The 13,177-nt window shown below is 70.1% G+C and carries 14 protein-coding genes; 7 read left to right on the top strand and 7 right to left on the bottom strand.

Translation table 11 applies throughout. The annotated features are described in order from the left end of the window. The first annotated feature begins 140 nt into the window (after positions 1-140). A complete protein-coding gene (locus AB0H93_RS15535; RefSeq protein WP_358573002.1) occupies positions 141-2,540 on the top strand; it encodes a Tex family protein in 2,400 nt (799 codons plus the stop codon). Between the two features lie 75 nt (positions 2,541-2,615). Here AB0H93_RS15535 and AB0H93_RS15530 read toward each other — a convergent pair whose 3' ends face one another. Continuing rightward, the gene (locus AB0H93_RS15530; protein ID WP_358572702.1) at positions 2,616-3,662 is read right to left on the bottom strand and encodes a Scr1 family TA system antitoxin-like transcriptional regulator; all 1,047 of its coding nucleotides are present in this window, start codon (positions 3,660-3,662) and stop codon (positions 2,616-2,618) included. Between the two features lie 135 nt (positions 3,663-3,797). Here AB0H93_RS15530 and AB0H93_RS15525 point away from each other — a divergent pair, with 135 nt between their 5' ends. Continuing rightward, complete coding sequence (locus tag AB0H93_RS15525) at positions 3,798-4,007, top strand: zinc finger protein (RefSeq protein WP_358572700.1); 210 nt, start codon at positions 3,798-3,800, stop codon at positions 4,005-4,007. A 58-nt stretch (positions 4,008-4,065) separates the two neighbouring features. Beyond that, complete coding sequence (locus AB0H93_RS15520) at positions 4,066-4,368, top strand: hypothetical protein (RefSeq protein WP_358572698.1); 303 nt, start codon at positions 4,066-4,068, stop codon at positions 4,366-4,368. Positions 4,369-4,533: 165 nt separating this feature from the next. Here AB0H93_RS15520 and AB0H93_RS15515 read toward each other — a convergent pair whose 3' ends face one another. From AB0H93_RS15515 to AB0H93_RS15495, 5 genes are all read right to left on the bottom strand, one after another. Next, positions 4,534-5,277 carry a metallophosphoesterase gene (locus tag AB0H93_RS15515; RefSeq protein ID WP_358572696.1) on the bottom strand — a complete coding sequence of 248 codons (744 nt, stop codon included), beginning with the start codon at positions 5,275-5,277 and terminating at the stop codon, positions 4,534-4,536. Positions 5,278-5,342: 65 nt separating this feature from the next. Continuing rightward, complete coding sequence (locus AB0H93_RS15510; protein ID WP_358572694.1) at positions 5,343-6,941, bottom strand: SMI1/KNR4 family protein; 1,599 nt, start codon at positions 6,939-6,941, stop codon at positions 5,343-5,345. Next, positions 6,938-8,161 carry a glycosyltransferase gene (locus AB0H93_RS15505; RefSeq protein ID WP_358572692.1) on the bottom strand — a complete coding sequence of 408 codons (1,224 nt, stop codon included), beginning with the start codon at positions 8,159-8,161 and terminating at the stop codon, positions 6,938-6,940. Before AB0H93_RS15505 ends, AB0H93_RS15510 begins: the two co-directional genes overlap by 4 nt. Positions 8,162-8,232: 71 nt before the next feature. After that, on the bottom strand, positions 8,233-8,730 hold the full coding sequence (locus AB0H93_RS15500) for an N-acetyltransferase (protein WP_358572690.1): 498 nt from the start codon (positions 8,728-8,730) through the stop codon (positions 8,233-8,235). A 76-nt stretch (positions 8,731-8,806) separates the two neighbouring features. Further along, complete coding sequence (locus AB0H93_RS15495) at positions 8,807-9,376, bottom strand: TetR/AcrR family transcriptional regulator (RefSeq protein ID WP_358572688.1); 570 nt, start codon at positions 9,374-9,376, stop codon at positions 8,807-8,809. A 91-nt stretch (positions 9,377-9,467) separates the two neighbouring features. Here AB0H93_RS15495 and AB0H93_RS15490 point away from each other — a divergent pair, with 91 nt between their 5' ends. The 4 genes from AB0H93_RS15490 to AB0H93_RS15475 all read left to right on the top strand — a co-directional run bounded on the left by AB0H93_RS15490 (position 9,468) and on the right by AB0H93_RS15475 (position 12,380). After that, positions 9,468-9,896: a DUF4267 domain-containing protein gene (locus AB0H93_RS15490; protein ID WP_358572686.1), complete on the top strand. Its 429-nt coding sequence runs from the start codon at positions 9,468-9,470 to the stop codon at positions 9,894-9,896. Between the two features lie 246 nt (positions 9,897-10,142). Next, positions 10,143-10,553: a helix-turn-helix transcriptional regulator gene (locus AB0H93_RS15485; protein ID WP_132490476.1), complete on the top strand. Its 411-nt coding sequence runs from the start codon at positions 10,143-10,145 to the stop codon at positions 10,551-10,553. A 73-nt stretch (positions 10,554-10,626) separates the two neighbouring features. Beyond that, positions 10,627-11,184 carry a hypothetical protein gene (locus AB0H93_RS15480; RefSeq protein ID WP_132490478.1) on the top strand — a complete coding sequence of 186 codons (558 nt, stop codon included), beginning with the start codon at positions 10,627-10,629 and terminating at the stop codon, positions 11,182-11,184. Continuing rightward, the gene (locus tag AB0H93_RS15475; protein WP_358572683.1) at positions 11,181-12,380 is read left to right on the top strand and encodes an MAB_1171c family putative transporter; all 1,200 of its coding nucleotides are present in this window, start codon (positions 11,181-11,183) and stop codon (positions 12,378-12,380) included. Before AB0H93_RS15480 ends, AB0H93_RS15475 begins: the two co-directional genes overlap by 4 nt. Positions 12,381-12,477: 97 nt before the next feature. Here AB0H93_RS15475 and AB0H93_RS15470 read toward each other — a convergent pair whose 3' ends face one another. After that, positions 12,478-13,104, bottom strand: coding sequence for a hypothetical protein (locus AB0H93_RS15470; RefSeq protein WP_358572681.1), 627 nt, complete (start codon positions 13,102-13,104; stop codon positions 12,478-12,480). Between the last annotated feature and the right edge of the window lie 73 nt (positions 13,105-13,177).

Here is a 13,177-nt window from a genome sequence, read left to right as displayed (position 1 = left end):
CGGACGCACCCGGGGTGATCGCGCGGTCTCGGTGGGCGACGTTCCGACACGCCGACGTGAGTGCCGACGTTGCGCGCGGGCGGTGTCCGGCAGAATGCTCGGTCGGATCTGGCGAAGATCGCAGAGAAGGCGGAATCAGCATCGTGACGACTGTTCATCAGAAGATCGCCGAGGAGCTCGGCGTCCGCGAGCGCCAGGTGCAGTCCGCCGTCGACTTGCTCGACGGCGGGGCGACTGTGCCGTTCATCGCGCGCTACCGAAAGGAAGCGACCGGCGCCCTCGACGACGCCCAGCTGCGCACGCTCGAAGAGCGGTTGCGCTACCTGCGCGAGCTCGAAGAGCGGCGCGCGACGGTGCTGGAATCGATCCGCTCGCAGGGCAAGCTGACCGACGAGCTGGAAGCTCAGGTCAACGCGGCGGACTCGAAGGCACGGCTGGAGGACATCTACCTGCCGTACAAGCCCAAGCGCCGCACGAAGGCCCAGATCGCCATCGAGGCGGGCCTGGAGCCGCTGGCGGACCGGCTGCTGTCGGACCCGAGCAACGACCCGCAGGAGACCGCGGCCGGGTTCGTGGACGCCGAGAAGGGCGTCGCCGACGCCCAGGCCGCGCTGGACGGCGCGCGCTCGATCCTGGTCGAGCGGTTCTCCGAGGACGCCGACCTGATCGGCGAGCTGCGCGAGCAGGTGTGGACGCGCGGCCGGATGGTCTCCAAGGTCCGCGAGGGCAAGGAGGAGGACGGCGCGAAGTTCGCCGACTACTTCGAGTTCTCCGAGGGCTTCGCGGACCTGCCGTCGCACCGCATCCTGGCGCTGTTCCGCGGCGAGAACGAGGAGGCCCTGGAGCTGGCGCTGGAGCCCGACGACGGCGCGGAGCAGGTGGGCCCGACCGACTACGAGCTGCGGATCGCGCAGCAGTTCGGCATCGCCGCGCAGGGCCGCCCGGCCGACAAGTGGCTGTCCGATGTGGTCCGCTGGGCGTGGCGCACCCGCATCCTGACGCGGCTGAGCGTGGACCTGCGGCTGCGGCTGCGGCAGAACGCCGAGGACGAGGCGGTCCGGGTGTTCGCGGCGAACCTGCGCGACCTGCTGCTGGCCGCGCCGGCCGGTTCGCGCGCCACGATGGGCCTGGACCCGGGCTTCCGGACCGGTGTGAAGGTCGCGATCGTCGACGGCACCGGCAAGGTCGTCGCGACCGACACGATCTACCCGCACCAGCCGCAGCGGCAGTGGGACCAGGCGCTGGCGAAGCTGGCGACGCTGGCCAAGGCGCACAACGTGGACCTGATCGCGATCGGCAACGGCACGGCGTCGCGCGAGACGGACAAGCTGGCGGGTGACCTGATCAGCCAGAACCCGGACCTGAAGCTCACCAAGATCTCGGTGTCGGAGGCGGGCGCGTCGGTGTACTCGGCGTCGGCCTACGCGTCGCGGGAGCTGCCGGAGCTGGACGTGTCGCTGCGCGGCGCGGTGTCGATCGCCCGGCGCCTGCAGGACCCGCTGGCGGAGCTGGTGAAGATCGACCCGAAGTCGATCGGCGTCGGCCAGTACCAGCACGACATCTCGGAGACGAAGCTGTCGCGTTCGCTGGACGCGGTGGTCGAGGACTGCGTGAACGCGGTCGGCGTGGACGTGAACACGGCGTCGGCGCCGCTGCTGACCCGCGTGTCGGGCATCAGCGAGGGGCTGGCGGACAACATCGTCCACCACCGCGACACCAACGGCCCGTTCCGGACCCGCAAGGCGCTCAAGGACGTGGCGCGGCTGGGCCCGAAGGCGTTCGAGCAGTGCGCGGGCTTCCTGCGGATCCCGGACGGCGACGACCCGCTGGACTCCTCTGCGGTGCACCCGGAGGCCTACCCGGTGGTGCACCGGATCCTGGGCAGCACCGGCGGTGAGATGAGCGGGCTGATCGGCAACGCGAAGGTGCTGAAGTCGTTGCGGCCGCAGGACTTCGTGGACGACAGCTTCGGCCTGCCGACGGTCACGGACATCCTGGCGGAGCTGGACAAGCCGGGCCGCGACCCGCGACCGGAGTTCAAGACGGCGACGTTCGCGGACGGAGTCGAGAAGATCGCCGACCTGAAGCCGGGCATGACGCTGGAGGGCGTGGTCACGAACGTGGCGGCGTTCGGCGCGTTCGTGGACGTGGGCGTGCACCAGGACGGCCTGGTGCACGTGTCGGCGATGTCGAAGAACTTCGTCAACGACCCGCACGACGTGGTGAAGTCGGGCGACATCGTGCGCGTGAAGGTCCTGGACGTGGACATCCCGCGCAAGCGGATCTCGCTGACGCTGCGCCTGGACGACGAGCCGGGCGCCGGCGGTCGCCAGGACCGCGACTCCGGCCGGGGCCAGGGCGGCGGACGCGGCCAGGGCGGCGGCCGCAACGGCGGCGGTCGTGGCCAGGGCGGCCAGGGCCGCGGCGGTCAAGGCGGTCAGGGCCGGGGCGGTCAGGGTCGCGGCGGTCGCGGTCAGCGCAACGACGCCCCGTCCGGATCGATGGCCGACGCCCTCCGCAAGGCGGGCTTCGGCAAGTAGCCGTTTCAGCTGGTCAGGGCCCGTGCGTACTTTTGGTTGCCATAGCGACGAAAAGTACGCACGGGCCCAGTGCGCTCAGCGCTCGAACCGCCCGGCCTTGATGGCGGTGACGAATAACCGCCACTGCTGGCCACTCGCGGTGAAGTACCCGGCATCCCGGTCCTTCGAGTCCCGAACCGCCGCACCGACGGCGGTCGGCGCGACCTCGACGCAGTTGTCGGTGTTCGTGCTGCGGCTCGACTTCCGCCAGTGACCAGGCGTGCTGTGTCCTGAGTTCATTTTCGCCCTCTCCGTCCTGCCGATGGCGTCGCTGATGAGCTCAATAGAGTCCAGCTGACTCATCGCCACTTCAGCAATCCTATCGACGGCGTGCAGATAGGCAGCGACTTCGTCGGGCTCGTGCAAGAACAACGCAGAGACGCGATTCTCCAGCTGCACCACCGGAGTCCGGTCGTCGAACTCGTCAAGAGAGAACGGACCTTCGAGCCCCGGATGCCAGTCGCAACGCATCGGGATGATCCGCAGCTCGACGTTCGGCATCTCGCTGCACTCCAGGAGCGCGCGAAGTTGATCCACCATCACGGCTTCGCCACCGATCAACTGGTAGAGCACGGATTCGCCGATGAAAGCACGAAGTTGTGCAGCCTGTTTCCGGGTGATCGCGTCCCTGCGGCCAAGTCGAACGGCGACGCGCATATCGATCTCGTCCTGTGGGACGCCGCCGACTGTCATGATCGACCGCGCGTAGTCGGCGGTCTGCAACAATCCTGGCACCAGCAACGGTGAGACAGTCGTGATGTGCGTGGCTTCGCGTTCGATCTCGAGTAGTGCTGCCAGCTGGCGATGCTGATCGGGCATCCCGACGGACAGCCAATGGGATCCGTCCGGGTCTCGCGCCAGTTCAACGAGCTCCGCACGGAGTTCGGCGGACGCATCGACCTTGGCCAGGTATGCCGCAACATCTTCCGGCTTCGGGGAACGCGCTCCGTTCTCCCAACGGGAGACAGTCGCGTGCGAGGTACCGAGCTGCGCTGCGAGTTGTCGCAGTCCCAGGCCCGCCTCTTCACGCGCTCGACGTAGTTCAGCACCAAGCGCTCGCGCTTTCGGGGTGGTACCAGCCATGCACCACAGCCTAACGGTGCATTACCGCAGGTGAAGATCCCTCGAAAGGTTAATTGCGGATCACCCGGTTCCTCTTGTCCAATTTGGTTCAGAACCACTGGTACCAACGGAACCGTTGATGAGCGGGGGTCGTGGATGTATCCGTTTCATTGGGTGCCTGCTGCTGGGCAGCGGCATGCGAGCTTGGACGAAAGGCCTTGCGGCTGCTCGTATCCGACCGGGACGCAGGTGCTGACGCTGTGCCTTCAGCAGCTTTCCGCCGATGACAGCGAGCTGGCCTGGTTCTGGGACACCTGCCCCGAGTGCAACCGCGAGGCCCGGCGGCTCGCCGGTATCGGGCCTTGAGCGCGAAAACCGCAGCACTCGAAGAAGTCGCTCACCTGCTTGGGAAAGGAATCGCGCGATGCACCCGTTCTGGACCGCCCTGTCCTGCCTGGGCTCGATGCTGCTCGGCATGTCCCTGATGTACGCCTACCGCAGGCGCCTGCCCCAGCATGCGGGAGCGGGCGAAGGCGCGACGAACGTCTGGCAGCTGATCGACCACGTGGAAGCCGAAGCGAAGCGGAACGCCACCCCGACCGGCAGGCACCACCTGCGAGAACCCCGGGAGCCGACCGAACATTCCACACTGGACACGGTGCCGATCCACGAACCGCCGTCGTTCGAGCTCCACCACCGAGTCCTGGAAGCCCTGCAACGCCTCTGACCATCAGGCCCGGCTCGATGCCACCTTCCCCGACCCCGAGGCATCGAGCCGACGCGGCCGGGCGGCGCACCGCCCCCTCCCCCCAGGCGCCGCCCGGCCGCACCCACTGGGAATCCACAGTGGATGCTGCGATCCGGTATTACTAGCCGCTGGCCATCGCTGGGGTCAGGGCACGACGCGGAAGTGGGTGGTCAGGCGCCCATCGTCGGCCAGCACGTGGAAGGCGATGCCGGGCGGCACATCGCGATCGTCCGGACGGTCGCCTTCCCAAGCCATGCGCAGGTTCCAGTTGACCGCCGGTCCCACGAGCAGCGGCCGCCCGGCGAAGGTCGAGGCGGCCGCGGTGTGGGCATGCCCGGTCAGCACGGCGGCGACCTGCGGGCGCGCTTCGAGCACGGCCGCCAGTTCTTCGGGTTGTTCCAGCAGGATTCCGTCGATGAACGGGTGGTGGAGCCCGACCGGCGGGTGGTGGAACGCGATCAGCGCCCGGACTTCCGGCGACAGTTCGTCCAGCGTGGCGCCGATCCAGTCGAGCGTCTGCGCGTCGAGCCGCCCCTCGTCGCGGCCCGGGATCGTGGAGTCGCACATCAGGATCGCGGTCCCGGCGACGTGGTGGACCTGGTTGACGGGCTCGCCGCCGGAATCCCCGTCGAGCAGGACCTTCCGGTACTCCGGGCGCGCGTCGTGGTTGCCCGGGCACATGAGCACCGGGAACGGAGCGGCGAGAATCCGCGCCGCCTCCTCGTATTCGGCCTCCGCGCCGTGATCGGCGATGTCCCCGGTCACCAGCAGCGCATCCACCGGACGGGGCAAGGCCCGAAGGTGGTCCATCACGCGGGTGGCGCGCCGCGTCGCCCACTGGCTGCCGTCCAGGTGCAGATCGCTGATCTGAGCGATCAGAACGGTCATCTCTCCTCCAGACGGCAAGGTTCAGAACTTCCCGATTCTAGGCAGAATCGGAAAACCCCTCGGTGCTACTCGACCGCCCCGGACCAGGTGTCCAGCCGGAACGGGCGCTGGGCGAGCCATTCGCACCACGCCGCGGTCTCGCGCAGCGACGACGTCCCGACCCGCTCCGCCGCCGCGAGCTTCGCCGGCCGCCGGTCGGTGGCCCGCAGCCGGTCCCACTGCCACGCGTTGAGGATCAGCACCCGGAGTCCCGGCAGGTCCGCGCGGACCAGGGGGTCGACGACCTCCACCGCCGACAGGTCGAGCCGGGTGAGCGATGGCAAGGCTCGGAGCACGTCGATGTCGATCGGGTCGGTGGTCCCGGCCAGCTTCAGGTCCCAGAGCAGCGGATGTCCGGCCAGGCCGGTGAGGTCGATGCGCCCGGCCTCGATCGCCGCGCGCTCCAACGCGGGCAGGTCTCCGATCCGCGCGTGCACCGCCGATGCGCGGTTGATCGACAGCTCCCGGAGGTCGGGCAACGGCGCCAGCGCGGCAAGATCCAGTTGCTCGGCGTCGTTGAGGTACAGGCACTGCGCCGTCCAGCCGTCGTCGATCCGGCTCACGACCTCCGCGAGGTCCCGGTCGCCGAAGTCGTGGTACACCTGCTCGTGCCCGCCGCCCGAGCCGCCGAACCCGGTGAATGAATCCAGGTAGTCGGACTCCGGGTCCTCGTCCTCGAAATCCTCCTCGCGGAGGGATTCGACGACCTCGGTCAGCATGGCCGTCACGGACTCCGCGACCAGGACGGGCGGGCCCATGATGTCCCGGCCGTACGTGATGACCTGCCCCGAACTCCCCTGCTCGCCCGGATCCAGGTCGATCGCGATGTTGTTCATGGCGAAGTCGGTGCCGAAGGTGATCCACCAGTCGTTGCGGGAAACCCGCTTGATCGCGCCCGGCGGGTCGGGTTCGAAGACCACCGCGTCGTCGAACGGGCCGTCGTTCCAGCCCAGCGAACCCGGCGCCCCGGTGGTGAACCACTCGACCACCACGTCCAGCGGGTAGGGCGAGAACCCGCCGAGCAGCCCGGTTTCGGCCGCGTCGTCGCGGGTCATCCGGTACAGCGCCCGCAGGCCCTCCGGCAGCCGCGCGCCGATCTCGTCCTCCGCGGCGGCGATCTCGGCCTCGGTGCAGCCGGGCCGCAGCTCGGGTGGCCGCCCCTTGATCTCCGCGTACCGCTGGACGAACTCGTTGAACAGCAACGAGATCTCGGCCAGCACCTCGGGGTCGGTGGGCGCGCCCGAGTTGCGCGCGGCGGGCGGCAACGCCATCCCGGGCAGCGGGTGTCCGGGAAAGCGGAGGCCGTGGTCGAGCACGACGCGGGTAGCCGAATCCAGGTCCGCGGTGCAGGTGAGGTCGAAGCTCCCCGAGTCGCCCACCGCGAGTTCCACGACGAGCGGGCTCGCCTCGGAACGCAGCAGATCTACCAGCTCCGACTGGGCCTGGTGGAAATCGGTGCCGAGGCGGAAATGCGCCGAGCCGACGGGGTAGGTGGTCTCGGTGACGCCGGGCGTGATGCGCAGCCAGGTGGTCGCCGCCTCCCCTGCGCCCGCCAGGAACGCCTGCGCCAGCCGCCGCGCGGCGGCGTGCAGTTCCGTCGTCAAGTCGAACTCCTCGGCAGTCATCGGATCGATTCCAGGGCCGCGAGCACCGGTTCCGCCCCGTCCTCGGCCCGGACGGTCTCGGCGAGCCGGGACGCGTTCGCGGCGTAGCGGGGCGCGGCGAGGGATTGCCGCATCGCGTCGGCGAGCCGGTCGGCCGTCAGCCGCCGCATCGGCACCGGTGCTGGGCCCACCCCCAGAGACGTCAGCCGGGCCGACCACAGCGGCTGGTCGGCGAACACCGGGACGCCGACCGATGGGACACCGGCGCGGACGGCGGCACCCGTGGTTCCGGCACCGGCGTGGTGCACCACCGCGCTCATCTGCGGGAACAGCCACTCGTGCGGCGCATCGCCGATGGTGAGCACGTCGTCGCCGGAAACCGAAAGCCCCGCCCAGCCGCTCTGCACCACCGCCCGCACCCCGGCGGTGCGCACCGCTTCGCCCACCAGCGCGGACAGCCGTCGCCCGTGCCCGGCCGCCATGCTGCCGAAGCCGATGAACACCGGCGGAGGCCCAGCCGCCAGGAACTCCACGAGCTCGCGCGGCGGCGACCAGTCCGCGGGGCTCGGCGGCCACCAGTACCCGACGACCGACAGGCCTTCCCGCCAGTCCGCCGGGCGCGGCAGCACCGCCGGGCTGAACCCGTGGAAGACCGGCCACCGCTCGATGCGCTGCTGCGCCAACGCCTGCAGCGCACCGATGCGCGGCAACCCGAACTCCGAGCGGATTTCGTTCACCACGCGGTTGATCGGGAACACCGTCGCCAGCGCGAAGTTCCCCAGGACCCTGTTGCCCCACCGCCCTGTCGACCGCGACGCGCTGAGCAGGAACGGCGGGAAGTCCCCGGACGGTTCGAGCGGCTGCAGGAAGACACCCATGCTCGGAATCCCCATGCCTTTGGCCACGTGGTAGCCGAACGGCACGGATCCGCACTGCAACAGCACGTCGGTTCCCTGCGCCGCCGCGTCCAGCACTCCGCGCCCGACCGCTCGCATGTACCTCGTGGTGCGCTCGATGCGCTCCGTCATCTGCCAGGGCCTGCGTTCCGCCAGCCGCGGCACCAGGTCCTGCACATCACCGGGAACCTCGCGGAACTCCAGGCCGTGCTCCCGGACCATCGCGGCGAACTGGCGGTGCGCGGCGACGGCGACCGGATGGCCCGCGTCCCGGATCCGGCGCCCCAGCCCGACGTACGGGGCGACATCGCCGCGCGATCCGATGGCGGTGATCAGAACTCGCACCGGCTCAGTATGTCCAACCGCGCGTGAACGATGACGGAGTTCGCGGCGACCGACTGCGTGATCCGGACGCGTCAGGAGGCGCGCGGCAGCGCGAGCCAGTCCTGCCAGGTGATGTCGCGGCCCAGGTAGCGGGGCTGCTGGAAGGGCCAGTCGGCGGCGATCCACTGCGGAACCAGCGCGTCGAACGCGCGCTCCACCTCGCCGCCGACGAGGTCGTCCACCACCCACCAGGCGACCTCGCCGTCGGAGCCGGCGCGCTCGGGCGGGTCGATGTAGACGCAGCCGAAGAGCGCCGTCTCGCCCTCGTCCAGCAGCGCGTAGTTGAACGACTGGTGCGCGGCTATCTCCTTCTCGTGCCGCAGCAGGTCGGCGCGGTTCTCCTCATAGGTCATCGTCTCCCTGGGCCAAGACCAGGCCGGCCCGAAGATCTCCCACAAGCGCTCTCGGGAGCCCATCACGGCGGGGTAGTCGCGCACCGCGTCCTCCTCCCGGATCGGCCGCAGGTGAAACGCGGTGCCGGGCACGGGCACGTGGACGGGGTGGACGAAGTCGTCAGGGAGCCAAGTCATAAGGGCCGAGGCTACCGCCGGTCGGCGGACGACCACCGGGCTTCGGCAAGACCGACCGCGATCCGGCAGAAGGGCTCTAGGCGAACTGGTCGATCAACAGGTCCAGGCGGGCCTTGTGGTGACTGGCGCGGAGCCGGTCACCGCGGGTCAGGATGGCCAGGCCGTGCAAGGCGCTCCAGAACACCTCGGCGAGGGTTTCCAGATCGCGGTCACCGGCCAGCGGTTCGAGCACCGCGATGAGCTCGCCGAACGCTTCCTTAAGCGCGGCGGGCGAATCCTCCGCGCCGAACGGGATGTCGACGGGCCGCACGAACATCGCCTCGTAGAGCGCGGGGCGCTGCCGGGCGAAGTTCAGGTAGGCGTCGGCCAGCGCGCGCAACGCCGCCTTGGGGGCGCGGCGCCCCTGGCGAGCCCGGCGGAATTCGGTGGTGATTTCGGCGATGCCCTCGATGGCGACGGCGGCGATGATCGCGTCCTTGCCGTTGAAGTGGCTGTACAGGACCGGCTGGCTGTACTCGACGCGCTCCGCCAGCCGCCGCGTGGTGACGGCGTCCCAGCCCTCGGCTTCGGCGAGCTCGCGCGCCGACTCGATGATCAGCCGGTGCCGTTCGGCCCGCTCCCGTTCCTTGCGCTCTCTCACGGACATGACCGAATCCTAGCACCGCTAGACAATCAAGCAGAGCTATTGCTAGCGTTGCTAGCGAACGGATCACCGCTAGACAAAGTGGGAGCCAGCCATGACGCTGCAACGCTTCAACACCGGCCTGATGATCGCGCTCGGCCTCTTCGTGGTCTCCTTCGGAACGAGGTTCCTGATCGACCCGACCGGAGCGGCGGAGGGCTTCGGCATCCCCAACTGGCCGCAGGGCGACGCGGCGGGCTACTTCATCATCAAGGGAGTGCGCGACCTGGCCTGCGCACTGATCATCTTCATCCTGCTGGCCCTGCGCCAACGCCGAGTCCTGGGCTGGGTGGCGCTGGCGGACGCGATCATCCCGTTCGGCGACATGATCGCGGTCCTCACCCACGGCGGAACACCGGCGGCGGCCTTCGGCATCCACGCGGCCACGGGAGTGGTCGTGGTCGTGGCAGGAATCCTCCTGCTCTGCGAACGACCGCTCCCCACCACCACGACCGCGCCGACCCGCCAGGTCGCGACGGCGTAGCGATCAGCAGTACGCCCAGCCGACGGGCGTCTTCGGGAAAGGCGACCGGGACGGGCCGACGGTTCGGCCCCTGGTGCCAGGCAGGGCACGGGTCGACGCGCGACCCGTGCGCCGCCTGGCACACCCCCAGGTTCCGGACCCCCCCGGAATTCCACGATCGTGTAATCCGATCAGACGGTAGTCTAGAATGTGAGAAATCGTCAACGACGTGGCGGGCACGCGTGCTGTGATTTCGGAGTGAGTGCGATGGCTGACCCAGGGGCCGCCCTGGCCGAACGGCTGGCGTGGCTGCGGGAATCCTTCCCCAGCCCCGAAACGGGAAGACCGTACGACGTCAAGACGATCGCCACGGCTACGGGAATGTCCGTCTCACAGCTCTACAAGATCCTTTCCGGCGAATCGCCCAATCCCGGCTGGCAACACCTGAAAGCGCTGGCCGCATTCTTCCGCGTGCCATTGGACACGTTCGACAACAGCGAGCACGGCGAGAAGATCCGGGCGCAGCTGGCCACCCTGGTGGAACTGCGCGCCCTGAAAGAAGAAGGCGTGGAGTCCGTGAGCCTGCGCGGACTGACCGCCGCCCAGGCCGACCGGATCCGGGGCGTGGTGGAAGACCTGCGCCGCTCCAACAGCACCACCGGTCGCGATGAGTCATGAGCGCGGTCACAACTCGGATCCGACATCGTTCCGCTGCGCACGGCTGGTGCTACCGGTGAGCCACGATCGGGACGTGACACGATCCGACCATCGCGATCTGACGGCGCGGTGCCAGGAGCTGGCCGCCGCGCTGCCGCTGCCCGCGCCGTGGGACCTGCAGACGTTCATCGCCGAGCTGGCCGAGGCCCGCGGCCGGCCGATCGAGCTCCGCCAGGTGTCCACCGTGGACTTCGACAGCCCCTGCGGAGCGCTCGTCTCGCTCACCGACCGGGACGTGATCGGCTACGTGACCAGCACCCCGCTGCACGAGGAGCACATCATCCTGCACGAGGTCGGCCACCTGGTGTGCGGGCACTCGGACACCAGGCTCGCCGACTCGCCGATGGTGGCCGCGCTGGTGCCGGACCTGCCGCGGGAGCTGGTCGAGAGCGTGCTGGGCCGCTCCGCTTTCGACGCCACCACCGAGCAGGAAGCGGAGCTGGTGGCGAGCCTGTACCTGTACCGCGCGGGCCGCGTGCCCGCGCCGATCCGCGGCGTGCGCAAGCTCGACGCGAAGAGCGGCCGCACGCTCCGCCAGATCCAGGCAACGTTCGACAGCGCGCGCCGCCGAGGGCCCGAGAAACTCCGATGATCAGCATCATCCTGCAAGGCGCGGGGATCGTTGCCGTGCTGGCGGCGGTCACGAAGCTCGTGCAATCCCGGCGCTCGTTGACGCCGAGCGTGGTCTACCTGTGCGGCGCGATCGGCTTCGTCGGCCTGTCGGCGGCCCTGGTGGCCCCGGCCTCGCTGCTCTGGGTGTCCGACTGGGAGCCGATGCCGAACCTCGGCCGGCTGGTGGCCAACGTCCTGGCCATGGTCGCCGGCGTGTGCGTCCACGGGCTGCTGACCCACCTGGTGCACGACGGCGCACGGGCGCGGCGGATGATGCGCGTCCAGGTGCTGGTGGCCGCCGTCGCCGCGGCCGCAATGACGGCGTTGATGATCGCCGCCGGCATCCCGTTCCACCCCGAGTTCCTGTCCGCGTTCGCCGACCGCCCGGCGGTGGCCGCCTACGTCACCGTGTTCGCGCTCTACATCGGGTGGGCCACCTCGGTGTTCGGGTGGTTCCTGCGCCACTACATCGCCCAGAGCAGCCGTCGCTGGTTGCGCGCCGGGCTGCGCACGATCCAGGCCGGTTGCGTGGCTTCCGCGGGCTGGGCGCTGACCAAGATCGCCGCCGCGGTGTGGGCGGTGACCGGGCACGACCCGGGCGTGCTGGACCCGTTGGGCGGCGCGTGCGCCGGGGCGTGCGTGGCGCTGGTGGCCGTCGGGGCGACGATGCCGGTGTGGGGCCCTCGGGTGGCGATGCCGATCACCTGGTGCCGCGCCAAGTTCCAGGCCCGGAAGCTGCACCCGCTGTGGCGGCGGCTGGCCGACGAGCTGCCGCAGATCACCCTGCCCGCAGGCGCGGTCGCCTCGAACGCGCAGTTCGCGCTGTACCGGCGGGTGGTGGAGATCCGGGACGCGCAGCTGGTGCTGCGGTCCTTCGTCCACCCCGAGGCGGGCGACTGGGCCCGCCGGGCCGCCGAGGAGGCCGGGCTCGACGAGCGGGCGACCCACCAGGTGGTGGAGGCGGCCGGCCTGGCAGCCGCGCTGGACGCGCACGCCGCGGGCCACCGGCACCGCACCGAACCGGGCGAGGCCACCGCGCCGTACCGGGGCGTGGCCGCCGACCTGCACACCGAGGCGCGCTGGTTGATCCAGGTCGGCCGCGCTTTCGAGCGCTCGCCGATCGTGTCGACCGTGCGGGACCGCGCCCGCGCCGACCTCCCGGACCCGACGCCCTAGCGGCGACCGGACTCGCCGGGGTCCGAACGGTTTCGCGCGAAAACGTCGCCACCCAGGTGCGGCGAACGCCGGTTTCGCGCGAAACCGGCGTGAGCTGTCAGACCAGCGCCGCGAACACGCCGCCGCCGACGATCGCGCCGACGACCGCGCCCACGGTGACCTGCGCGGGCGTGTGGTCGCCGAGCTGCGCCCGGGACCAGGAGACCGCCGCCACCACCAGCATCAGGACCAGGTAGGCCGGGTGGTAGACCACGGCGAGGATCACCACTGCGCCCGAGGCCACCGCCGAGTGCATGGACACCTTCCACCAGACCGTGATGCCGCCCGTGACGAACAGCGAGGCGATCATGGCGATGTCCAGGGCGATCAGCAGCCACGGCGCACCGAACGCGACCAGCAACCCCAGCCCGATCAGGCTCATGACGATCAGCGCGACGAACGGCACGAACCGGCCCGCGCGGTCGCGCACGTGGTGGCTGTCCCACCGCCCGGTCTTCGCGCCCCACACGATCACGCCCATCGGCAGGATGCTGCTGGTGGCGGAGACCAGCAGCCCCCAGCCCAGGGTGGGGCCAAGGGCGTGGGTGGCCTGCCAAGCCACCGCGAGCGGCAGCAGCACGACGATCACCCACGGCGCGAAGACCTCGGTGAGCACGCGCGCCGCGCGGTCCTTGCCGGACCGCCTGGCCGGCACGGGGTCGGTCTCGGGTGCTGCGTTGGTCATGGGTTCCTCTGGGCTCAGGTCACGGCGTCGCGCGCCGGTGTCCACATGGGACAGATCTGGGTGCGTCGTGAGC

The organism is Saccharopolyspora sp. NPDC050642, from assembly GCF_040654735.1.
GTDB lineage: Bacteria > Actinomycetota > Actinomycetes > Mycobacteriales > Pseudonocardiaceae > Saccharopolyspora > Saccharopolyspora elongata.
Note: the sequence above shows the minus strand (reverse complement) of the source record. Positions and strands in the feature narration are given on the sequence as shown.